Origin of the sequence: Nocardiopsis deserti, assembly GCF_008638355.1 — a bacterium.
In the GTDB taxonomy this organism is placed as follows: Bacteria; Actinomycetota; Actinomycetes; order Streptosporangiales; family Streptosporangiaceae; genus Nocardiopsis; species Nocardiopsis alborubida.
Genome location: NZ_ML703348.1, coordinates 341,168 through 363,071, shown reverse-complemented (window position 1 = coordinate 363,071; position 21,904 = coordinate 341,168). Strand labels below are relative to the sequence as shown.

18 protein-coding genes are annotated in these 21,904 nt (G+C 71.6%); 6 read left to right on the top strand and 12 right to left on the bottom strand.

Going from position 1 to position 21,904, the window contains the following annotated elements; genetic code table 11:
- Positions 1-5 precede the first annotated feature (5 nt).
- A complete protein-coding gene (locus tag FYW99_RS04355; protein WP_223838709.1) occupies positions 6-1,049 on the bottom strand; it encodes an OmpA family protein in 1,044 nt (347 codons plus the stop codon).
- A gap of 72 nt (positions 1,050-1,121) precedes the next feature.
- Entirely contained in the window at positions 1,122-1,361 is a 240-nt protein-coding gene (locus FYW99_RS04350) for a hypothetical protein (RefSeq protein ID WP_150250455.1), read from the bottom strand.
- Between the two features lie 888 nt (positions 1,362-2,249).
- Here FYW99_RS04350 and FYW99_RS32795 point away from each other — a divergent pair.
- A complete protein-coding gene (locus tag FYW99_RS32795; protein ID WP_150250453.1) occupies positions 2,250-3,488 on the top strand; it encodes a TIGR04222 domain-containing membrane protein in 1,239 nt (412 codons plus the stop codon).
- A gap of 179 nt (positions 3,489-3,667) precedes the next feature.
- Here the strand turns inward: FYW99_RS32795 and FYW99_RS04340 are convergent, their stop codons facing one another.
- Positions 3,668-4,675: an LLM class flavin-dependent oxidoreductase gene (locus FYW99_RS04340; protein WP_150250451.1), complete on the bottom strand. Its 1,008-nt coding sequence runs from the start codon at positions 4,673-4,675 to the stop codon at positions 3,668-3,670.
- A gap of 182 nt (positions 4,676-4,857) precedes the next feature.
- Between FYW99_RS04340 and FYW99_RS04335 the strand changes: the two genes are divergently transcribed.
- The 3 genes from FYW99_RS04335 (at position 4,858) to FYW99_RS04325 (ending at position 8,990) form a co-directional block, all read left to right on the top strand.
- Positions 4,858-5,211, top strand: a complete 354-nt coding sequence (locus tag FYW99_RS04335) for an ArsR/SmtB family transcription factor (RefSeq protein WP_061082265.1) — start codon at positions 4,858-4,860, stop codon at positions 5,209-5,211.
- A gap of 249 nt (positions 5,212-5,460) precedes the next feature.
- A complete protein-coding gene (locus FYW99_RS04330) occupies positions 5,461-7,572 on the top strand; it encodes a serine/threonine-protein kinase (protein WP_150250449.1) in 2,112 nt (703 codons plus the stop codon).
- 527 nt (positions 7,573-8,099) lie between these two features.
- Positions 8,100-8,990, top strand: a complete 891-nt coding sequence (locus FYW99_RS04325) for a transposase (RefSeq protein ID WP_150250447.1) — start codon at positions 8,100-8,102, stop codon at positions 8,988-8,990.
- 27 nt (positions 8,991-9,017) lie between these two features.
- Here the strand turns inward: FYW99_RS04325 and FYW99_RS04320 are convergent, their stop codons facing one another.
- The gene (locus tag FYW99_RS04320) at positions 9,018-10,220 is read right to left on the bottom strand and encodes a DUF418 domain-containing protein (RefSeq protein WP_223838707.1); all 1,203 of its coding nucleotides are present in this window, start codon (positions 10,218-10,220) and stop codon (positions 9,018-9,020) included.
- Between the two features lie 575 nt (positions 10,221-10,795).
- Between FYW99_RS04320 and FYW99_RS04315 the strand changes: the two genes are divergently transcribed.
- Together FYW99_RS04315 and FYW99_RS04310 are read left to right on the top strand one after the other, a co-directional pair.
- Complete coding sequence (locus FYW99_RS04315) at positions 10,796-11,731, top strand: nitroreductase/quinone reductase family protein (RefSeq protein ID WP_150250445.1); 936 nt, start codon at positions 10,796-10,798, stop codon at positions 11,729-11,731.
- A 264-nt stretch (positions 11,732-11,995) separates the two neighbouring features.
- Entirely contained in the window at positions 11,996-13,768 is a 1,773-nt protein-coding gene (locus FYW99_RS04310) for a S8 family serine peptidase (RefSeq protein WP_150250443.1), read from the top strand.
- A gap of 129 nt (positions 13,769-13,897) precedes the next feature.
- On the opposite strand, the gene FYW99_RS04305 is transcribed toward FYW99_RS04310, so the two are convergent.
- The 8 genes from FYW99_RS04305 to FYW99_RS04270 all read right to left on the bottom strand — a co-directional run bounded on the left by FYW99_RS04305 (position 13,898) and on the right by FYW99_RS04270 (position 21,696).
- Entirely contained in the window at positions 13,898-14,812 is a 915-nt protein-coding gene (locus FYW99_RS04305) for a type II secretion system F family protein (RefSeq protein WP_150250441.1), read from the bottom strand.
- Between the two features lie 13 nt (positions 14,813-14,825).
- Positions 14,826-15,758 (bottom strand): type II secretion system F family protein, encoded by a 933-nt coding sequence (locus tag FYW99_RS04300; RefSeq protein ID WP_150250439.1) that lies wholly within the window; start codon positions 15,756-15,758, stop codon positions 14,826-14,828.
- A gap of 52 nt (positions 15,759-15,810) precedes the next feature.
- A complete protein-coding gene (locus FYW99_RS04295; protein ID WP_017565392.1) occupies positions 15,811-17,136 on the bottom strand; it encodes a CpaF family protein in 1,326 nt (441 codons plus the stop codon).
- A 135-nt stretch (positions 17,137-17,271) separates the two neighbouring features.
- Positions 17,272-17,718, bottom strand: coding sequence for a TadE/TadG family type IV pilus assembly protein (locus FYW99_RS04290; protein ID WP_394350327.1), 447 nt, complete (start codon positions 17,716-17,718; stop codon positions 17,272-17,274).
- The gene (locus FYW99_RS04285) at positions 17,715-18,071 is read right to left on the bottom strand and encodes a pilus assembly protein (protein WP_150250437.1); all 357 of its coding nucleotides are present in this window, start codon (positions 18,069-18,071) and stop codon (positions 17,715-17,717) included. The genes FYW99_RS04290 and FYW99_RS04285 overlap by 4 nt, the downstream gene beginning before the upstream one ends.
- Before the next feature lie 193 nt (positions 18,072-18,264).
- Positions 18,265-19,677: an AAA family ATPase gene (locus FYW99_RS04280; RefSeq protein ID WP_150250435.1), complete on the bottom strand. Its 1,413-nt coding sequence runs from the start codon at positions 19,675-19,677 to the stop codon at positions 18,265-18,267.
- Positions 19,678-19,680: 3 nt separating this feature from the next.
- On the bottom strand, positions 19,681-20,472 hold the full coding sequence (gene cpaB / locus FYW99_RS04275; protein WP_150250433.1) for a Flp pilus assembly protein CpaB: 792 nt from the start codon (positions 20,470-20,472) through the stop codon (positions 19,681-19,683).
- 69 nt (positions 20,473-20,541) lie between these two features.
- On the bottom strand, positions 20,542-21,696 hold the full coding sequence (locus FYW99_RS04270) for a hypothetical protein (RefSeq protein WP_150250431.1): 1,155 nt from the start codon (positions 21,694-21,696) through the stop codon (positions 20,542-20,544).
- Positions 21,697-21,904: the final 208 nt, after the last annotated feature.

Genomic DNA, 21,904 nt, shown 5'->3' with positions numbered 1-21,904 from the left:
CCTCGCTATTTTTCGAAGGTAACACTGACTCGACGGTTGCGCTCGCGCCCTTCCTCTGTGTCATTGCTGGCGATAGGTTCGCTGGATCCGTAGCCTTCGACTTCGAAGCTTACGCCGCCTCTGGTGATTAATTCGGAAAGGGATGATTCGACAGCTTCGGCACGATCCTGGGATAGTGGAAGGTTGACTGAGTCACTGCCGGTGTTGTCTGCATGTCCAGCGATGTTTACAGTATCGGAGCTTGCGCCATCAATTTCTGTAGCGACCTGCTGTAGAATCTCCTTGGCATCTGAACTGAGTTCATCGCTACCTGTTTCGAACAGTACGTCAGAAGAAAGAATGATGCTGACTTCTTCGTTGCTTTCCGTTCGTCCGGTCTGATCCTCGAGATCGTCGGTAATGGTAACGAGGTCAATAATTCTCGGTTCTGAAAGTCCTGTGTTTTCCACTGTTTCGGAAGACTGGCTGATTGGAACATCGAGCAGGGGGGGTGTCAGGGGGGTGGTTATCGTCATGGACTCTACGTCGGTTGGCGGTGCCGGGTAGATGATCCACATTTCTAAGGTCTCGCCGCCTGCTATATTTCCTCCAGTGGGGGAGCAGAGGCAAGATCCGTCGTTTTTCTCGTAGTTCAGATGGCGTTTTCTGTTTATTGGATCCAGTAGAGTTATGCCGCTGGCTTCCTGTGGATTATCTGGTACTCCTAGGCCGCTGTAGAGAAGAAAAGAAGCATCGGAATCATTGGTCACTCCGAAGCGAAGTCTTATGCGGCCTTCGCCAATATTTTCTAAGGCGTAGACGTCCAGTTGGAAGTTTTTACCTATGTTGGTTGCTGAAGTGGTACTGCTAGCTATGATTTCTTGGCCCTCTGGGCCGCCAGGTGCTATGGGAGAGGACTCAGGGGTAGATGGTTCTTCTCGGTCTCCCTCTTGATTTGCATCATCCGTGTTGACAACACAGCCAGTCACCAGGAGCAGTGTGCAGGCGCCAACTGTGGCTGCTCCCAGGGGTTTACGGTCGCCCCTCATGTGAGAAAGGTAGGGTGGCATGGGAAAAATCCTAATTTTTTCTCTGAGGGTACTCTTTGGGGTCATGCTGGTCGGATCGAGTGGTGTCCGGTTTTAGGGACCGGTTTCGAAGCCGTCTTCGGCGCCCGGCCCTTGGAGGATGGATGTGATGGAGGCACCGATGCTGTCGCTGATTCTCCCGGCTAGTCCAAGCTGGTAGACCGCGACAGCGATACCTGCAACCAGAATGATGACGGCAACGTACTCGACAATTCCGGCGCCCTTGTCCTTCTCCTTGGAGGTTGGCACAAGGAAGGTGCTCAGCGTCACCCAGAGTTTGGTCAGGCTGTTCACGGGGCTTAACTCCTTGGGGAGGGGGTCTTACGGCACCACATCTCTGCGGTCTTTGAGCAGGTGGGTCCCCTGCCCGCAGGCCACCGGGGGAGTACGTGGGCGGCGCGTGCTCACGGAGTCCCACTATCCGGCATGAACACCGACGCCATCCCGCCTTCTGACCGGATGTGGCCATCTTCCTTCAGGATGCCCCATGGGCCCTGAAACCACACGTTGTCCACAGGGTGGGATGAACGCCCAGGCGGAAGCCGGTGGTCGGGTCGATGCGCGGTCACAGCTCCTCGCCGAGACGGGGTCACGTTTGGTGGTCGGCGGGTCACCATGATGGCACGTGTGCTACGGGGGCGCCATGGACGGGCGGGAAATACCAGATCACCGTTGGGCTCTCCGAAGCGCCCGGTGTTGGATGGAACCTCGCTTCCGAACGGAGGCGCCATGGTGACCGGAGAGGACAGGGGGATCAAAGATGCCTGTGGGAGACACACCGTTCCTCGCTCGGACGTGATTCCCCCACCTGTTGGGGCTTCCCCTGGTTTCCGACGGCTCCGGGCAGAACCAGGTGCCTTCGATCAGCATCCCCACAGTCAGAACCCCGATCCCCAGAAATCCTCGTCTCCTCGTTCCGACTTCGGAACCCCAGTCCAGACCCCGGCTCCGATCCCAGCCCTGGGCCTCTCCCCGCTCCCGATTCTTGGCCCAGCCCGCATCCCCGGCCCGGCTCCCACACCCCGGCCCGGCCTCCTTACCCAGCTCGTAACTCCCTCTCCCCGACGCTCCGAATCCCCCTACACCCCGACCCTCACGCCCCCCCATTCCCAACCCTCAACCCGAACCCTCAATCCCACCCCCCGACCCCGACTCCCGAGACCGAAGACAAGAGGTGGCGGCTTGGACCCCAGCGTGGCCCTTTCCCTGGTGGCAGCTCTGATCGTGGGACTGGTGATCGGAGGCATTCCGCTCTCCGCGGTCCTGAAGGGCAACTCCGCCCTCAGGTCAGCGCTCCGCGGCCCCTCACCCGCCCACCGGCCCCCGCCTGACCCGGGCGAACTCGAACCGAACGAGCTGGCCCTGCTCGCGGGAGGCCCGGTCCGCGTGGGGGAGACCGCGGTCATGGACGCCTTCCTGCACGGCCGTATCCGCCAGCAGTCCGCCGGAGGGCTCTTCACCCTCGTCGGCCCCTCCCGCCCCTACACGCACGAGAAAGGCGTCGTCCGCCGAGAGTTGGTGAAGGTCTTCCGCAAGCGCGTCGGTGTCAGCGCCTTGGAGATGCTGCGCCGGATCGTCGCCGGCCAGGGTGTGGAGAAGCTGCGCACCGGCCTCGCCGGGGCCGGCCTGATCGTCGACTCCCCGCGGCTCCGACGGGCGCTGCGGCGCCGCGAGAGGGCCCCGAGGACGATCCGGTGGATGCGGTCCGTCGCGCTCCTGGTCGCCGCCGGGGGCGCGGCCGTGTTCCTCCTCGCCGAGCCCGGGGCCATCGCGCTCGGCCTCCTCGCCGGAGGGCTGAGCGCGTCGGCTGTCCTGGTCGCCTCCCAGGTGGTCATGGCGGCGACCGGAGGCCCCACGCTCAGCCCCAACACCCCCGCCGGGAACGCGGTACTGGAGCTGGCCCGCCAGAGGTACGGCGCCTCGGCGGCCGGAACCGCCGGAGCGGACTCCACCGGCACTCATCCCGACGACGGGATGACCCGTGACCACGCGGTCCGGCACACGGCGGTCACGGGCTTTCGCTCGCTGCGCGCGTCCGCGTCCCGCCAGCAGGTCGGCAGGGTCCGGTCGGACCAGGAATCCGCGCAGCTCCAGGAGGACCCGATCCCCGTCACCGCCCACACGGGAGGCGGCGGAGACCCGAGCGGTGCCGAAGGCACAGGTGGCGCGGACTCCGACTCCGTCAGCCTGGAGACCCTGTGCTCGTTCGCCGATCTGTGCCAGGGGCCGGGTGGTTCCGGTGACGGTTCGGGTGGTGGCAGCTCCGGGAACGAGGGCTGGGGCGGTGACTTCGGTCACTACGGAGACGGTGGAGGCTGGGGAGGTGACGGCGGGTCCAGCGGCAGCGGCTCCGGTGGAGGCTGGGGAGGCGGCGACGGCGGTTCCGGCGGGGGAGACGGCGGCGGTGGCGGGGGAGACTGAACCCCTCCGCCCGAACGTCCCAGCCCGGCCCGGAGCCTCACCGCGTTCCGGAACCAGGAGCCGGGCGGGGTTCTACGCAAACCCCGCCCGGCATCCCCGCACCGGGAAGGCGGCGCCACTGCCTGCCTACAGATTCGGCGCCGCCACCCTTGACCGTCTCCCTGTGCGGGGAGGTGGGGTCAGCCCTGGTCCGGACGCTTGAGGTCGGCCAGTTCCGCCAGCAGCTCGAACGAGCGCAGGCGAGCCTCCTGGTCGTAGATCATCGACGACACCATCAGCTCGTCCACGCCCGTGTCAGCGACGAACAGCTCGAGCTTGCGACGGACTGTTTCCGGGGAACCCACGAACGAGTAACGAAGCATGTGGTCCAGTCGTTCCTTCTCCCCCGGACGCCATGCGGTGTCCAGGTTCTCCACCGGCGGGCGCAGCCGTCCCCGCGCACCGCGCAGGGTGCCGAGGAACGCCTGCTGCATCGTCGTGAACAGGTGCTGGGCCTCCTCGTCGGTGTCGGCGACGAAGGCGTTCACCCCCGCCATGGCGTACGGCTCCTCCAGCTGCTGGGAGGGGCGGAAGGTCGTCCGATAGGCCTTCAGCGCCTCGTACAGCGCGTCCGGGGCGAAGTGCGAGGCGAACGCGTAGGGCAGGCCGAGCTGCGCGGCCAGCTGGGCGCCGAAGAGGCTGGACCCCAGGATCCACAGCGGCACCCGCAGTCCCTCGCCGGGGATGGCGCGTACGGGCTGACCGGGCTCGGCGGGCTCGAAGTAGGCCTGGAGCTCCTGCACGTCGTTGGGGAACGTCGCCGAGGCGCTGTGGTCGCGGCGCAGCGCCATCATCGTGCGGGGGTCGGTGCCCGGCGCGCGGCCCAGGCCGAGGTCCACCCGTCCCGGGTAGAGCGACTCCAGAGTGCCGAACTGCTCGGCGATCACCAGGGGCGAGTGGTTGGGCAGCATGACACCGCCCGCGCCGATCCGGATGGTGGAGGTCCCCTCGGCGATGAAGCCCAGGGAGACGGACGTGGCAGCGCTCGCGATGGCCTGCATGTTGTGGTGCTCGGAGAGCCAGAAGCGCTTGTAGCCCAGCCGCTCCGCGTGCTGGGCGAGTTCCCTGGCGGAACGCAGCGCGTCACCGGGCGTGGACCCCTCGGCGATGCTGGCGTGGTCGAGCACCGACAGCGCGACGTCGGACATGGTGGCTCTTCCCCCTGTTGCGTGGCGGGTCCGGCTGCGAGGCCGTGACGGGAGGAACCGCTTCCCCGGTCGGCCTGCGCGTTCGATATTCGACGAACATCGAATTACGAAGGTACACTTCCGACTGTCCACGAGCCAAATCTCGCCTGGTCCCGGCCGGGCGCCGTACGAGGAGGACCGCCTTGGCTCCCAGGGAGCACGCGCACCCCGCCCTCCACGAGGTGGAACTGGTCACGGTTCTCGCTGCGCTGGCCGAGCCGACCCGGCTGCGGATCGTGCGGATGCTCGCCGACATGGACGGGGAGCACGCCTGGAAGGACATCGACCTGCCCATCGCCCAGTCGACGCTGAGCCACCACCTGAAGATCCTGCGCAACGCCGGTCTGGTGCAGAACCGCACCGAGGGGACGCGGTGCTTCATCTCGCTGCGCGACGAGGAGCTCGAAGGGCGTTTCCCCGGTCTGCTGGAGTCGGTGCTGGCGTGCCGCGACGCCATGGCCCTGCGTTCCGGCGAGGACGGCGCTTCCGTCCGGTAGCGGTAGGGGCGTCGGCGTGGTCCGTGCCGGAGACGACCACGGGGCGTTGCCCGGTTGTTGGTTGCCGGTGCCCGGTCGCCCGGAGCGCGGTGCCCGGAGCGCGGTTCGTGCCCCGGAACGCTCGTGGACCGGCCCGGCGCGGGGCATGCCCGGGAATGTACGGTCGGTACCCAGCAGGTGTACGCAACCATGGGTCGGCGGTCCAGGCAGCGCGCTCCCCCGGCCCAGGAGAGTGGAAGGCGTCCCCCCATGGCTCCGAACCCGCCAGCCTCCCTTCCGGCGCACGTGCGCCCGCTCACCGGAGGCGATCCCGCCGAGATCGGCGGCCACCGGCTGATCGGTCGCCTCGGCGGCAGCACCATGGGCGTGGTCTACGCCGCCGTGGCCCCGGACGGCGAGGCGGTCGCCCTCAGGGTCGCCCACGCCGAGTGGGTTCCGGCCGCGGACCCCGACCGCAGGGTCACCCTCCTGCGCAGGGCCGTCGGGGTGTGCGCCGTGGGTGTCAACGCCAGCGGAACCTTCCACGGGAGGCCGTGGGCATCGGTCCAGTACCTTCCCGGCCCCGACCTGGCCCGCCGCGTGCGCGAGGAGGGACCCGTCCCCGAGCCCGCCCTCCTGGTGCTGGCCGCGGGAACCGCAGAGGCGCTGACCTCGGTCCACGCCGCGGGCGTACCGCACGGGGACGTCAAACCCGGAAACGTCGTCCTGACCCCGGAAGGCCCCCGGCTGGTGGACCACGGGATCGCCCGCCGGATCGACGACGCGGACTCCCTGACCACCGCGGGCAGCGTCGGCTGGCTGGCCCCGGAGCGCTACGCGGGCGCGCGGCCCGACAGCGCCTCCGACGTCTTCTCCTGGGCCTGCCTGGTGGTGCTCGCCGCGACCGGGCACGCGCCGTTCGGTACGGACGCCGCACCGCCGGAGGCGGCCCGCCGGGCCAGGGAGGACACCGTCGACCTCGCCGGCGTGCCCGACGGGCTGCGTCCCCTGCTGGCCCGGGCGCTGTCGGCGGACCCGGGGCGGCGCCCTCCGGCGGAGGAGGCCTACCTGGAGTGCCTGCTGCTGGCGGGAGTGGAGGACAGCGCCACCCCCGACGTGTGGGCGGACCGCCTGCGAGCGCTCGTCCGCGCCCACTGGCCGCGCGTGGACGCGGACCGCGACCAGCCCGCCGCGTGGATCAGCTCCGCCCTGGACATGGCGGAGCGGGAGGCCGGGACCGCGGGGTCCGCGGGGTCCGCGGCCGTCCCCCGGTGGAGCCTTCGCGCTCGCGGCCGCCGGGTCGGGGGCCGGGTGACCGGTGCGGGCGCCGCCCGGGACCGTGGGGCCGGTGAGCACGGAACCGGCGCAGGGGCGACAGGTGGCCAGGCGGCCGGTGGAAGGGCGACCGGTGGGCGCTCGCGCGGGCGCCGTCGCGCGGGGGTCCGGCGCGGGCTTCCCGTTCTGGCGGTCGCCGCGGCCGCGCTCCTGACCGTGTCCGTGGGCGGTGGCTCCCTGCTCCTGAACGCCCTGTCCGGGGGGTCGGACACCACCACGTCCGACTCCGGCTCCGGGTCGGGTCAGGCCACCGGAGGGAACCCGCCGCCCGGGCCCCTCAGCGGAGCGGAGTTGGTGTCGGCCTCGCTCGACACCCTGCTGGCCGCGGACTCCTTCGAGCTCACCATGCTCACCCACGCCGGGAGCGGCGGGGGCTACGGCCAGCCGCTTCCCACCGGTACCGACCCCACCCTCTTCGACCGGGTGCTCTACCAGGCGGGACCGCCGGAGGCGCTGCGCTGGACCAGTACCGTCAGCGGCGCGCGCACCAGCGACCTGCTGATGGTCGAGGGCGACCTGCTGCGCGCGGAGAACTCCGCGTGGAACGGAGCACCGACCTGGTACGGGGCCGAGCCGGGGCCGGCGGAGGAGGTGTTCGCGCCGGCGGAGGTCGTCGCACCGCTCGTCCGCGCCGCGGAGGAGGGGACCGTCACGGCTGAGGAGGAGGTGGTCCTCTCCGCGCCTCCGCCCGCACAGGACGCCTTCGGCCACCTGGGCGGCGAGGCCCCCGACGGCGTGCCCGCGATCCGGGTGGAGGGCACGTTCCCCGCCGGGGGCGGGCCGGGGGAGGCGGACACGTCGTTCGTCCTGGTGGCCACCGAGGACGGGGTCCCGTTGAGCTTCGCCACGGAGGGCGCTGGCGGAGGGGGCCTCAACGGGCGCCCGGTCCCGGAGGAGGTCCCCGCGTCGTTCCTGGACCCCGCCGCCCCCGAACCGGAGCGGTGGTACACGCGGTACACGTTCGTGGAGCTCGACGGGAACCCCGACCTGGGTCTCCCCGAGCCCGGACAGGTCCAGCCCGCCGCTCCCGAGCCCATCGGCGGCTGAGCACGGGAGCCTGTCGGTACGGGAACCGGTGGCCTTCCGCGCGGGCTGTGACCGTTGACCGTGCTCCGCTCCCCGTTCCCGCGCGTTCGGGCGGAGGCGGGGCTCCGCACGCTCCGCCGGAGCCGAGGCCCCCGCATGCCGCGCCAGGACCCGGCGCGGGACAGCGGGGCGGTCCCCAGGAACCGCTTCACAGAGCTGTCGGGGGAGGGCCTCCGACGACCGCGCCTAGACAGTGTTTTTTGGGACCTCCGCTTCGCTTCGGCCCGTGTTCGGGCGCCCGAAGCACGGGAACCTTCGGTGTCTCCGGCGGGTTCGCTCGTGCCCACCCGTCGCCCGCCACCACCCTCAACGGACGCCTACGGCGCGGTTCTCCCACGGAAACCCGCCTCCACCACCTCCAGAACCCCGTGGGCGCCCGACCCCCCACACACACAAGCTGAGGCCGGTTCAAAAAACAGACCCTAGATCGTTGATGGGAAATCTCTGAACCTGCTGCGCCCATGACGAAGGGCGTCGAGGATCGGTGTGTGACGACCAACCTTGACGCCCTTCTGACAGCACTCTACGTCCATCTGGACGACCATGTGCTCCCTTCGACGAACCGGCCCCGCCGGGCGGGACGGCCCCGCCTGCTCACCGACGCCGAACTGGTGTGCGTGGCCACCGCCCAGGTCCTGCTGCGCCATGACTCCGAACGACACTGGATACGGGCCGCACCAGCACGTATCGGCCATCTCTTCCCGCGCCTGCCCACCCAGTCCGAGTACAACCGCCACCTGCGCGCCCTGGCCCCGACCTTGCTCCTGGCCACCCAATGGCTCAGTCGGGCGACCCCCGCCTGGTACGAGAACTTGAGGTTGATGGACGGCACCCCGGTGCGCTGCGGCGCCTCGCGGGTCACCGTCAACCGCTCCGGCCTGGGCGAGATCGCCGGCTACGGGATGGACAAGTCCCACCACGCGTTCTACTGGGGTGCCAAGCTCGTGCTGATCACCACCGTCGAGGGGTCGGTGTGCTCGTTCTCCCTGGCCCATCCCAAGGAGCTGGACGAGCGCAAGCAGGCGCTGCACCTGCTGCATACTCAACCGCCCGCGGCGGGGCCGTGCCCGATCGTGTGCGACAAAGGGTTCGCCGGGGCCGGGATCGAGCAAGCCGCCGCGGGTCTGGGGCACGTTTTGGTGCGCCCGCGACGCAAGGACGAGCCCGAGCGGGTGTTTCCGGGGTGGTTGCGGCAAAGGATCGAAGCGATCATCTGGACGTTGAAGAACCAGCTCGGGTTGGAACGACACGCTGCGCGTACGACCGAAGGGCTCTGGGCCAGGGTGTGTCAGCGGATCTGCGCGTTGAACGCGGTGATCTGGCACAACTGGCTGGTGGGCGCCCCGGTCAAGCGGTCGTTGATCGCTTACGACCACTGACCAGGACACACATTTCCCATCAACGATCTAGGCCCCGCCCCCCAGGGACCCGCGCCACGGCGCGGGCGAGTGAGACGTCCCCGCGTAGGTCAGGCGGCGCAGCAGCGTCTCGGCCGGACCGCGTCGCCCCGACCGGCGCAGCCCGTCCGCCAGGACCACCGTGGCCAGCCACGTGGCGACCGCCACCCCCGCTGCGCCGGTGGTCCCCAGGCTCGCCCCCAGCCCCGCCGCGTAGGGGGCGAACACCAGAGTGAACATCACCGACTGCGCCAGGTAGCAGGTCAGCGACCGCTGCCCCACCGCCGCGACCGCCGTCACGGCGGCTCCCCGGCGCGTGCCCAGCCGGGCCGCGAACAGCGTGATCAGGGCGGCCCACCCCAGTCCGCCGCCCCACCCGGCCGCCTCGTGCAGGACCGCCAGCAGGCCCTCCGCCAGCGGGGAGAGTCCGGTCCAGACCTCGGCGTACACCAGTGCGCTCGGCAGACCAGCGGTGACCCCCAGTCCCAGGCCGAGCACGGCCGTGCGGACCAGCAGCACCCGGTGCTCCCCGGGTTCCTCCAGGACGCGCCGGCGCCCGGCCCACACACCCAGGACGATCATGGGCAGTGCCACGGTCAGCATGGTGAACGGTGTGTGCAGCAGCCACTCCTGGAGCCGTTCGGCCGTGGCGAGCCAGAAGTCGCCCTCGGCCAGGGACAGCGCGTCGACGGAGGTCTCCCCCTCGGCGCCAGCCAACAGGACGGTCAGGGCCGTGAGCAGGGCCGTTGAACCCGCGGCCAGCAGGCCCGCCGCCCACAGCAGCGTGGTGTCCCGTGCCCGCACCAGACCCAGGAAGAGCAGCAGCGCCAACCCGTAGGCGCCGACGATGTCCACCGGCAGCAGCAGGACGCCGTGGGCGAAGCCGATCACCAGCATCACCCAGCCGCGCCGCCGTAACAGGACCCGCACGTGGATCCACCCGCCCCCGCCCTCGCGTACGCGGTGCGCGATCCGCACCATCCCGTACCCGAACAGGAACGCGAACAACGGGATGGCGCGGGCGCTGACCAGCGTCGTCTGGACGACGGTCACCGCCTGGTCGGCGAGGGAGCGCACCGGGTCCGGGCCGGTCAGGAAGAACTGGGCGTTGACCAGGGCGATGAACAAGAGCATGAAGCCGCGCGCCAGGTCGGGGGCGAGGGCGCGTCCGGGGGAGGGCGCCGCAGCGGCGCCCTCGGTGTGGGGACTCACGGTGTCCGACTTCCTCTCAGTTCGTGTGTCCCCGAAACTACGGACCGCGCCGGCCCCGTCCCATACGGCTGCTGGGCCTCTTGTCCGTGGGCTCAGCCCCACCGCAGGGGTAGGGCTGAGCATGCCCCGGCCGCGGCGCGCACGCCCGTACGGCGGGCGTGGGAAGCGCACGCGTCCGTGCGACGCACCCGGGCCGCGCCGTGCGACGGGTCCGGACAGCCTCCCCGCGTACCTGTGGCGCTCCCTCGCCCGATGGTGTAGGTTCGCCCCCGTGTCGCGTGCCACCGACCACAGAGCAGTGGGCCGGTCGGTAGGTATGGAGGCACCTTGACATCCCGGGAGCGCACTGTGAGCACACACACCGCGGACCGCGTCTAGCCGTTCCGACGGCGCCGGCCCGAGCCGCGCCCGAACGCGCCCAGACCCCTCGCGACCTCCCCGGAGTCCTTCCTCCGGCCCGGCCATGCCCGGGCTCCCCGCCACGTCCACCCGCCACCCGTGCGCGCACGCGCCCGGGCCGCAGCGGGTTCCTTCGGGGACGGTCGCACCCATGACCACCACCTCGAAGGAGACCTGTGACCGAAAACCCGCATGTCCGGACCGCCGAACCCCACGTCAGCGACTTCAACATCCCCGTCGTGGCGGAGTTCCGCGCCAACGGAGGCCGCGTCGGCGGCATGTTCGAGGGCGGCGACCTGCTGCTGCTCACCACCGTCGGGGCCCGGTCCGGCCGCGAGCACACCACCCCGCTCGGGTTCGTCCGCGTCGACGGCCGCGTGCTGGTCGTCGGCTCGGCGGGCGGCTCGGACCGCCACCCCGACTGGTACCGCAACGTCCTCGCCCACCCCATGGTGCGTGTGGAACTGGGTACCGAGACGTTCGACGCCGTCGCCGTCCCCGCCGAGGGCGCCGAACGCGACCGCCTGTTCGCCGAGTTCGTCCGCACGGACTCCGGATACGCCGACTACCAGGCCGGAACCGAGCGGGTCCTGCCGGTGGTCGCCCTGGAGCGCGTCCACGAGGAAGGACCCGCCGAGGTCGCCAACCTCGCGGACAAACTCGTGGAGATCCACACCTGGCTGCGCGGCCAGCTCACGCACGTGCGCACCGAGGCCGAGGCCTATCTCGCCGAGCGCACCGCCGGGGCGGACGGGGACGGCCCGCCACCGCTGGGACTCAGCCTCCAGCTGCGCCAGCACTGCCTGGCCTTCTGCGAGTCCCTGCACTTCCACCACTCCAGTGAGGAGTCCGGCGTCTTCCCGGCGCTGGGCCGGCAGGCTCCGCACCTGGAGGAGGCGCTGCGGCGGCTGTCGGAGGAGCACCGTACCGTGGACCGGATCCGAGGCGAGCTGGAGGCGCTCGTCTCCGACCTGTCCACGGCCGACCCCGAGCGCTTCCGCGCGGACCTGGACCGGATGGCCCGGGAGCTGGAGGCCCACCTGGACTACGAGGAGGCCCAGCTGATCCCGACCCTGGCCGCCATCCCGTTCCCGCCCACCGGTCCGGCCTGACCCCGGACGGAGGGCCCGGTTCCGCCGCTCGCGCACCTCGGGGGAGCGGCGGAACCGGTGGCCTCCGGGGCCCGCGGGGAGCCTCCGCCGCGCCCCGCGGCGACCGGCCGCCCTCCGGGAGGGCGCCCTACGTATCCCCTCCGCGGTGGAGGAGTTACGTAGTGACCACGTATGGTTCGGTCGCGCTCCGCGACGCATGATGAGTGCCGGGTGGCCACCCGTCCACATCCCCCGTCCCCCGACCCCCGAAGGGTTCTTCGCATCATGCGCAAGATCGGTGCGGCCTTGGCGGCCGCCGCCCTGTTGCCCGTCATGCTCGCGGCGTCCCCGGCGCTGGCTGAGGAGGTTCCCGACTTCCTCGACACCGCGGACACCACCGAACGCACCTACATCGTCGTCCTGGACGAGGACGCCTCCCCGGAGGACGTCGCGGACCGCCACGGCGACGACCCCAGCAGCGTCTACGAGCACGCGCTCACCGGCTACGCGGCCGAGATGACCGCGGCCGAGGCCGCCGAGCTCCTCCGGGACTCCGAGGTGGCCTTCGTGCAGGAGGACCAGACCCTGCACACCTTCGAGCAGGACGTCCCCGACGGCATCGCCCGCACCTTCGCCCCCGACAACCCCAACCTGGCGGTCAACGGCCAGGACGACTACGTGCCCGACGTGGCCGTGGCCGTCCTGGACACCGGCGTGGACGCCGCCCACCCCGACCTCAACGTCGTCAACTCGGTGAACTGCACCAGCGGCACCTGCGTCCCCAACACGGGCACCGACGGCAACGGGCACGGCACCCACGTCGCGGGCAGCGTCGCCGCCGTCGACAACGGCGAGGGCGTGGTGGGCATGGCACCCGGCGCCGACGTCTGGAACGTGCAGGTGCTCAACTCCAGTGGCAGCGGCTCCCTGGCCGGTATCGCCGCGGGCGTGGACTACGTGGCCGCCAACGCCGACCAGATCGCCGTGGCCAACATGAGCCTGGGCTGCCAGGGCTGCACCGACCAGGCCCTCAGCCAGGCCATCACCGCCTCGGTGGACGCCGGTGTGGCCTTCGCCGTCGCGGCGGGCAACAGTTCGATGGACGCGGGTGACTTCTTCCCCGCCAACCACCCCGACGTGCTCACGGTCTCCTCCATGGCCGACTCCGACGGCGCCCCCGGCGGTGACGGAGGCGACCTGGGCTGCACCGGCGACGGCGACGACACCCTGTCCTACTTCTCCAACTACGGCGCGACCGTGGACATCGCCGCGCCCGGCTCCTGCATCCTCTCCACCACGCCCGGCGGCGGTTACGGCTCGATGAGCGGCACCTCCATGGCCTCCCCGCACGCCGCGGGCGGCCTGGCCCTGCTCGCCACCGGTTCCGCCAAGCCCGGCGACCGCACCGGGGTCATGTCCCTGTACGACACCCTGACCGGTGCGGGCAACCTCGACTGGACCGACACCTCCGGCGACGGCCACCACGAGCCGCTGCTGGACGTGGGCGACCCGGCCCTCTTCCCCGCCGACGGCGACACCGCCCCGCCCGAGGGCCCCGTGGCCGACATCGCCCACTCCTGTGACGACGCCACCCTGACCTGCTCCTTCGACGGCTCCGCGTCCGTCTCCGAGGGCGAGGTCACCGGCTGGGACTGGGACTTCGGCGACGGGCGGGGCGACAGCGGCGCCGCGGTGAGCCACGCCTACGGCTCCGAGGGCACCTACACCGTGACCCTCACCGTCACCGATGACGCGGGCCGCACCGACACCGCCGAGACCACGGTCTCCGTGGGCACCCCCGACCACACGGCTCCCACCGCGGACTTCGGCGGCGGCTGCTACACCTTCTTCCACCTCTGCGAGTTCGACGCCTCCGGCTCCAGCGCGGGCGACGCCCCCATCGTGTCCTACGCCTGGGACTTCGGTGACGGCTACACCGGCACCGGCGCCACCACCTGGCACTTCTACGACACGGCGGGCACCTACACCGTCACCCTGACCGTCACGGACTCCACCGGCGCGACCGGTTCGCTGTCCAAGAGGGTCACCCTGGGCTGATCCTCCCGGCGGCCGCGCCCGGACCACGGTCCTCCCGGCGGCGCGGCCGTCCGCCGAACGGGGGAGGGTCCCCTCCCCCCATCCCCCGCAAGGCCCCTTCCCCGTCCCCCGGGGAAGGGGCCGTCCGCGTCAGCCGCCCAGGATGAGGCCGAGGTTGACCTCGGTGCCCAGGAACATCGACCCCACGATGAGGATGAGCAGACCCGGAAGCAGGGTCACCGCGGTCACCATCGTCACCCGGGGGTTCATCCGCTGGGCCTTGCGGCGCATGTACTGGGCGTCGGCGCGCCTCATGTCCTGGCTGATGGCGACCAGGGTGTCGCTGAGCGGGGCGCCCAGCTCCTCCGCCTGCTGGATCGCGGTCACGAACTTGCTCAACGACTCGTTGCGGTTGCGCCGGCGCAGCATCTCGAACGCCTCCCGCCGCGAGGTGCCCAGCTCCATCTGCTGGAGGGCCAGCGCGAACTCGTCGGCGAGCACGCCCGGCATCGACTCCGCCACCCTGGCCACCGCCGCACGGAACGACATCCCGGCGCTCACCGTCACCGCCAGCACGTCCAGGAAGTCCGGCAGCTGCGACTGCACCTTGTCGCCGCGCTCCTGGCCCTGCACGTACAGGCTCAGGTCGGTCAGCCCCATGAAGGCCAGCACCACCAGCCCGACCAGCGGGTTCCCCGCGGCGAACATCAACAGGCCCAGCGTGCCGTACAGCGCCACCTCGCCGACCTTGCGCCGCAGGTAGCGCTCCAGGGTCAGCCCCTCCGGCCGTCCCGCCGCCTCGATGCGCTCGGAGACGGAGACCAGTCGGCGCTGGCTCAGCGACGCGTGCAGCGAACGGGCGAACGGCCGTCCGATCGCCTCGGTGATCCGGTGCAGCACGAACGTGTCGTCGGACCGGGTCCGCGTGGGACGTGCGGCCGGGTCGGCCACCCGCACCCGGGTCTGCGACATCATCAGGTACAGGCCGTAGCACGCGACCAGCACGACCAGCGCGCTGGCCAGCGCGGCGGCGAGCGGCACCAGCAGGGAGAGGGGGGCGTTCATCGGGGAGCGGTCCTCACAGGTCGAACTTGGTGATGCGGGACACCAGCACGAAGCCGACGGCGAACAGCGCCGCCACCACCAGCAGCACCGTCACCCCCGCCACGGACGTGGTCATGACGCGCATGATGCCCGGCTCGATGGCGTTGATCAGGAACAGGGCGCCCACCGACATGAACCCCAGCGCCCACACGGTGCTCGTGGTCTCGCTGAGGATGGTCTGCACCTCGCGCCGGGTCTCCTTGCGGTTCTCCAGTGTGGTGGAGATGTTGCGCAGCGCCGTGACCAGGGAGCCGCCCGAGCGCGAGGCCACCACCAGCGTGGACAGCAGGACCCCCAGCTCGCGGGAGGGCATGCGCTCGCGCAGCTCCGCGACGGCCTCCTCGAAGCTGGCCCCCAGCTTCATGGACTCGGCCATGCGGCTCAGCTCCTCGCCCGCGGGCCCGTCCAGCTCGTCGGCGGCCAGCGCCACGGCCGTGGGCAGGGCCAGGCCCGCCGAGGTCGCGTTGCCCAGCACCCGGGCCAGGTCCGGCAGCTGGGAGGTGAACTCCTCGCGCCGCTTGGCCTCGGCGCGGTTCAGGTAGGAGAAGAACAGGAACGCCACCCCGGCCGCCGCCAGCAGGCCGAAGAAGGGCGCCAGGACCTGCCAGACCACGACCACCGCCAGCAGCGAACCGCCCAGGAGCGCGAGCACGAACGTGGACAGGCGCACCTCCGCGCCCGACCGGGCGATCCTGCGGTACAGCCGCCCGCCCCACTGGGTGCGGTAGATCGCCGCGTCCAGCCGCGCCATGGGCGTGGACGCCTCGTACTCGGCCTGGTTCAGGGCACTGCGGGAGGCGATCATCCGCCGGTGCTGCGCGCTGGCCACGAACTCCCACAGCGCCCACAGCGCCAGGGCCAGCACCACGGCCAAGCCGCAGAGGATCGCCACGAACTGCCAGGTCACCGAAGCTCCATTCCGATCGGGGGACGCGCCCGCCGGGGCGCGGGGGAGGACCTCACCAGCCGTTCCGGGGCCGCTCGTCGGTGACCACCCCGAAGGCCGCCGGAATGGCCTCGCCCACGTGGTAGATCCGCCCGGCGATGTGCCGGGGCAGCGGGAAGTGCCGGAACTCGCCCTCCACGGCCCGGTTGGGGCCCATGGGCAGCGCGGAGAACTGCATCACCGGGTCCAGCCGGAACTCCTCGCGCCGCCGTGAGGAGACCACCGCGATCTCGTTGACCCGACGCGACCCGTCCGGCCACCGGCCCAGGTGCACGATGGCGTCCACCGCGTTGTTGATCTGGTCGCGGATCGCCTCGTAGGGCACGTTGACGTCGCTCAGGGTGGCCAGGGTCTGCAACCGGTGGATGGCGTCGTCCGCCGAGTTGGCGTGCACGGTCACCAGCGAGCCGTCGTGGCCGGTGTTCATGGCCTGGAGCATGTCGATGGTCTCCGAACCGCGCACCTCGCCGACGATGATGCGGTCCGGGCGCATCCGCAGCGCGTTGCGCACCAGGTCGCGGATGGCGATCTCGCCCCGGCCCTCGATGTTGGGCGGTCTGGACTCCAGGCGCACCACGTGGTCCTGCATCAGCTGGAGCTCGGCCGAGTCCTCGATGGTGACGATGCGCTCGTCGGAGGGCACGAACGCTGACATCGCGTTGAGGAAGGTCGTCTTTCCGGTACCGGTACCGCCGGACACCACGATGTTGAAGCGGGCCCGCACCATCGCCGCCAGCAGGATGCCGGTCGGCGAGTCCAGGCTCCCCATCCGCACCAGCTCGTCGATGGGGTAGGGCTTGGGGAAGCGCCGGATGGTCAGCACCGGGCCCGACAGCGACAGGGGCGGGATGATCACGTTGACGCGCTCACCGGTGGGCAGTCGGGCGTCCACCATGGGCGAGGACTCGTCCACGCGGCGGTTGACCAGCGACACGATGCGGTCGATGGTCTGGTAGAGCTGTTCCTCGCCGTTGAAGGTGGCGTCCACCCGCTGCATCCGGCCGCCGCGTTCGATGAACACGTTGTCGGGGCCGTTCACCATGATCTCGGTGACGGTCTCGTCGGCCAGCAGCGGCTCCAGCACGCCCAGCCCCAGGGCCTCGTCCACGACCCGGCGGATGAGCGCCGAACGCTCCCGGTCGGAGAGCACCGGGCCCTCGCGGGTGAGGATGTGTCCCACGACCTTCTCCAGGCGGACCCGGCGCTGGGCCAGGGTCAGCCGGGTGAGGTCCTCCAGGTTGATCTCCTCCAGCAGGCGCCTGCGCCAGTGCGTGACGCTGCTGCGTTCGGAACGCCCCTCGACGGCGCGGTCCTCCTCCAGACGGTCCTTCAGACCCATGGCCCCGCTCTCCTTCCCCCGGGGGCTGGCGCGGCGGGAACACGCCCCGCCGTGCGGCGCCCCGCCACGACTTCCGCTGCGTTCTCCTCGGGCGCCGGGGCATCGCCCCGACGCGCACGGCGCACCGCTTGGACCTCACACATCGGGCATCTCCACGCGCCGGGTCAGCGTCAGGTCGAAGCCCGCCGCGGAGAACACGATCGGCAGCGGGTGCGAGACCTCCACGTAGAAGCCCTCGTGCTCGTTGACGCCGCTGGTGACGGTCGCCCCGTCCAGCCACGACGGCAGCGACGCGCGGGCGGCGGCCTCCGCGCCCTCCAGCTGCTCGGCCCCGGCCACCCGCGCCCCGGCGCGGGCCGCGGACTCCAGCCGCTCGACCGCGACGAAGGCCAGGAAGGCCTCGATCGCGATGACCGCGACCAGGAGCAGGATCGGGAAGACCGCGGCGAACTCCAGCAGCGGGCCGCCCCGGTCGCCGTCCCGGAGCGGTCGGCCCCCGGGCAGAAGGCGCCGTGCCCCACGGTCTCCGGCGCCCCGGCGGGTGCCGGCCGGAGCGGCCCTCCCGCCCGACCGCGCGCTCACGGTGTCACTCCCCGCGGCTCGACCTCGGTGACCACCCGGGCCTCGCCGGTGACGTCCCAGGGCCCCGAGGCCCCGGGGAGGAAGAGCGGCATGGCCATGGTCACCTGGGCGTAGCGCGCACCGTCGCGCTCCACGATCTCCACGGTCATCACGTCCGCGCCGTCCCACGGCGCTCGTACGCGCTTGCGGGCCTCCTCGTCCACGCGCGCCATGTCGTCGGGGGTCACGGCGGCCTGGCGGGCGGCCTCGGCGGCGCCGTGCGAGGCGTACATGGCGGTGATGCCGAGCAGCAGCACCTGCCACACCAGGGCCAGCGCCAGCATCATGAAAGGCACGGCCGCGGCGAACTCCACGATGACCCCGCCGCGGTCACCGCGCCGCCGCGGACCGCCGTGCCGCGAGTGCGACCGGCTCCCGTGACCCCGCGGGTCCCCGGGCCCTCGTAAGCCCCGTGGGATCCGACGGGGCGCGCGGCCAGCGCGGCCCGCACGGTCACCGTTCCACGCGGCGCCCTCACCCCGGCCCGGCCACCGTCGGAGGCCGGACTCAGCTCCCGAAGCCACCACGGCCCCCTCCGCCCCCGTGCGGACCCGAACCCGGGCGCCCGCCGAAGGGCTGGCCCAGCGGCGGGACGGAGGCCTGCCCGTTGACCGCCGCGCGCGACGGGTTGGGCCCCGACGCGTTGAGGAAGCCGGACACGTCGCGGGTGGACGGTCCGGTGCCGCGCCGCTCGGAGAGGGAGGCGAACCCGCCCAGCCCCGCGGGCGGGGTGGCCGAACCCCCGCCGCCGGGCTGCGCGGGCGGGTTCAGCAGGTCCAGCTCCGCGGCCAGCCGCGAGAAGGCCCTGCGCAGACCCTCGTCGGTCACCTTGGTCGGGTCGCCGTTGTTCTCCCCGGGCTCCAGCGCGCGGTAGGCGGCGGGGACCGGTGTGCGCAGCACCCGGGTGCCCAGCAGCTGCTGGAGGAAGTCCGGCTGGATCTCGTTCTTGCGGCTGTGCCGGGTGACCAGCGAGTACACGTCCGTGTGCGCACGCACCTGCAACCGCTCCCACATACTCATCAGCCGCTGGGCGCCGCGCATCGCGGGCACGTCCGGGGTGACGGTGACGACCGCGCTGTCGGCCAGCTCGACCGCCATCGCGGTGGCCTCGTTCATGGTGGACCCGCAGTCCACCACCACCAGTTCGTACCGGGACCGGAGTGCGCTCAGCACCCGCCGGGCGGCGCTGGCGCCGACGTCCTCGCCGCGTTCGCCGTGTTCGGGGGCGAGCAGCACGTGCGGACCCCGCGGGTCCACGTACAGGGTCTCCGCGAGCATGCCGGGGGTGATGTTGTCCCCGGCCTCCACGAGGTCGCTGATGGAGCGGCGGTGCCGCAGGTTGAGGAACGCGGGCAGATCACCGGTCTGCAGGTCCAGGTCGACCAGGCACACCACCCGCCCGGCGGCGGCCGCGGCCATCGCCAGGTGCACCGCGCACGTGGTGGTGCCCACGCCGCCCTTGGCGCCGCTGATCGCCACGACCCGGCCCCGCACGCCCGACGCGGGCAGGTCCATCGACGCCGACTCCAGGTGGCGGCGCAGCGTTCGCGACCACTCGGCGGCCTTGGTGATCCGGCTCTCCAGCTCGGCGATCCCGCAGTCGTCAGGCATCACCCCGCGCGCCCCCGCCTCCATGGCGCCGGTGAACGTGTCGGGGTCCATCGTGGGCGAGACCAGCAGGATCGCCACCTGCGGATGGCGGTGGGACAGGTCGCGTATGGCCTCGAACACCGGCGCCGGGCCCAGATCCTGGTGGATGAGGACCACGTCGATCTCCGGGAACTCCCCGGCGGCGTCGATCAGCGCCGTCGTGGTGGCCCGGGAGGCCACCAGGGCGGCGCTGTCCAGCTCCTCGAAACGCGCGGCGAGCACCATCTCCGACTCCGAGGTCGGCATACCCGCCAGGACACGGAAGTTCAACGCTTACCCCCCATGCGGCACGCGCCGCTCGTCGGCCGCCCCGCCCTCGTCCGGTGTCGTGCTCTCGTCGGCCGTTCCTCCGTCGACGAGGTCGTCGAAGTCCCCGCCGCAGAACTCGGACTCCCCCGGGGTGCCACCGCCGTCGGCGCTCACCAGGGCCAGCCTGAGCCCGCTGGAGAAGTCCTCGGCGTAGGCGAGCTGGAGCGCCGCCTGCGGGTCCAGACGGAAGGTCACCGGGACCACCCCGGCCACACCGCCGCCCTCCTCCTCCTGGGTGCGCAACTCACCGATGTCGAGGACCTCCACCTCGGTGATGACCCGCACCGCGCACGCCTCGCCGTGGTCACGCGCCGGGAAGGTGCCGTAGATGTCCACGAACGACCCGCGCCGCACCTTGCCCGCCACACCGGTCTCGGCGTTGACCATGATGGCGATCTCCCGCTCCCCGGTGGTGAGGGTGGGCTGGGGCTGCACCATGCCCTGCTGGAGGTAGACGCCCGCCTCCAGGTGGGAGGCGGCGACGAGCTGCTGGTCGGCCGGGGTCTCCACCTCGGCCAGGTCGCTGAGGAAGACCTCCGGGTCGAAGTACATGCTGGGCACCTCGACCCGTTCCACGGACTCCTCGCCGATGGGCTGGTAGGCGTCCACGGCCTCGGTCAGCCGCAGGACGGTCGCGAACTCGCCGAGGCGCTCCTGCTGGCTGTTGAGGTAGGTGAACACGGAGGCGAACACGGCGACGGCGCCGATAGCGGCAACGACCATGAGCAGGACGCCGCGTCGCTGACGGGGGTTCATAGGGGTTGCTTTTCCGTTTCCAGTGTCGTCGCGGGCCGTCCGCTCGCCTCGGGGGCGCGGCGCAGGTCCCTAACGGGAGTAGGTCCGGGGCGTGTCGGGCCGCGGGGCGCGGCCCGCGAACGGCGGACCCTCCGGTCGGTCGGTGGACGGTGGGGGAGGCGGACCCGGCACACGCCCCCCTTCCACGGGGGGAGGGGCCTGGTCGGGGCCGGGCCCGGCGGTGCTGCCGGGGGAGGGGGTGGCGGTTCTGCCTGGGAGGCCCGGGGAGCCCGGAGCACCGGGTCCGCCGGGCGGGCGGGTGGTGGACCCGGGAAGGGGTCCGGCGGCTCTTCCGGAGGAACCAGGAGCAGCCGGGGGACCCTGTCCGCCGGACGGCCGGGGGCCGGACCGGGGAGCGGGCTGCCGCGCGGGGGTCCGTGCGGCGGTGGCCGAGCAGAAGGGGCAGGTGCGTGCCGACATGGGCTCGCCGCACCAGGAGCAGGAGGCGGCGCGGAGGGAGCTGGCCGCGTAGGCCAGGGCCTGGGGGTGGGCGCTCAGCGCCACGAACTCCACGTACTTGGCGGTTCCCCAGTACAGGGGGCCGAGCGGCTGGGCGGGCAGGGTGCGGGTGGCCACGGGCTGGATGGCCTGCGGGAGGTGGTCGTCGAAGACTCCGGTGATCCCGGGGTCGGGGGTGGAGCACAGCAGTTGGACCGGCTGCACGGGCCGGAAGGGCAGCGTGCGGGAGACGTCGGAGGCACGCATGCGTCCCACCTGGTGGGTGGGTGCGCAGTAGGCGAGGAAGGACACGGACGGGGCGTAGGAGCCCATGTGCTGGCGCATCGAGGTCGGGATGGTGGACAGGCCGGAGACGGTCCGGAGCCAGGCACCCGCCAGCAGGTGCCGGGGCAGTTCGTCGCACAGCGCGGCGACCATCCCCGGCGGCAGGTAGGGGGCGAGGTAGGCGAGTTGGTCGGCGACCAGGGACAGGGCCAGGGGCGACAGGTCGACGCCGATCCCGGCGATGTGGTCGGTGCGCATCGCGCCGCGGGCGAAGTTGACCGCGCGCTCGGCGTCCGCGGACTGCCACGCGGGGTAGAGCGCCACGACCTTGCGGCCCGCCCCGGTCTGCTCCCTGGCGAAGGCGACGAACGCGGCACTGCGTTCGCCGATGTCCTCGCCGCGCATCGCGAACCGGTGGGCCCCGGCCTCACCCACGTGACCCGTGCTGGGGATGTCCGCCAACAGGGCGACGGTCGTCGCCGACCGAGGTAGGGCTCTGGACACTGGGCAAGCTCCATCGGTTCTGCGCGCTGGGGCGAGACGGCTGAGCGGCTTTGCGGAGGTGGCACTCGGACGCATCGTAACGAATGTGTGGCGGAGCGCGGGAGGCCTCGCGTTTGTCGCCGTGGAACGCGGGGTGCGCGGTGGCGGAGTGGTCGGGGCGCGGGGG

Bases quoted from the DNA above. Each gene is read 5' to 3' on its own strand.
- FYW99_RS04355 (WP_223838709.1), bottom strand. From the start codon at position 1,049: ATGCCACCCTACCTTTCTCACATGAGGGGCGACCGTAAACCCCTGGGA.
- FYW99_RS04340 (WP_150250451.1), bottom strand. From the start codon at position 4,675: ATGTCCGACGTCGCGCTGTCGGTGCTCGACCACGCCAGCATCGCCGAG.
- FYW99_RS04330 (WP_150250449.1), top strand. From the start codon at position 5,461: ATGGCTCCGAACCCGCCAGCCTCCCTTCCGGCGCACGTGCGCCCGCTC.
- FYW99_RS04310 (WP_150250443.1), top strand. From the start codon at position 11,996: ATGCGCAAGATCGGTGCGGCCTTGGCGGCCGCCGCCCTGTTGCCCGTC.
- FYW99_RS04305 (WP_150250441.1), bottom strand. From the start codon at position 14,812: ATGAACGCCCCCCTCTCCCTGCTGGTGCCGCTCGCCGCCGCGCTGGCC.
- FYW99_RS04295 (WP_017565392.1), bottom strand. From the start codon at position 17,136: ATGGGTCTGAAGGACCGTCTGGAGGAGGACCGCGCCGTCGAGGGGCGT.
- cpaB (WP_150250433.1), bottom strand. From the start codon at position 20,472: ATGAACCCCCGTCAGCGACGCGGCGTCCTGCTCATGGTCGTTGCCGCT.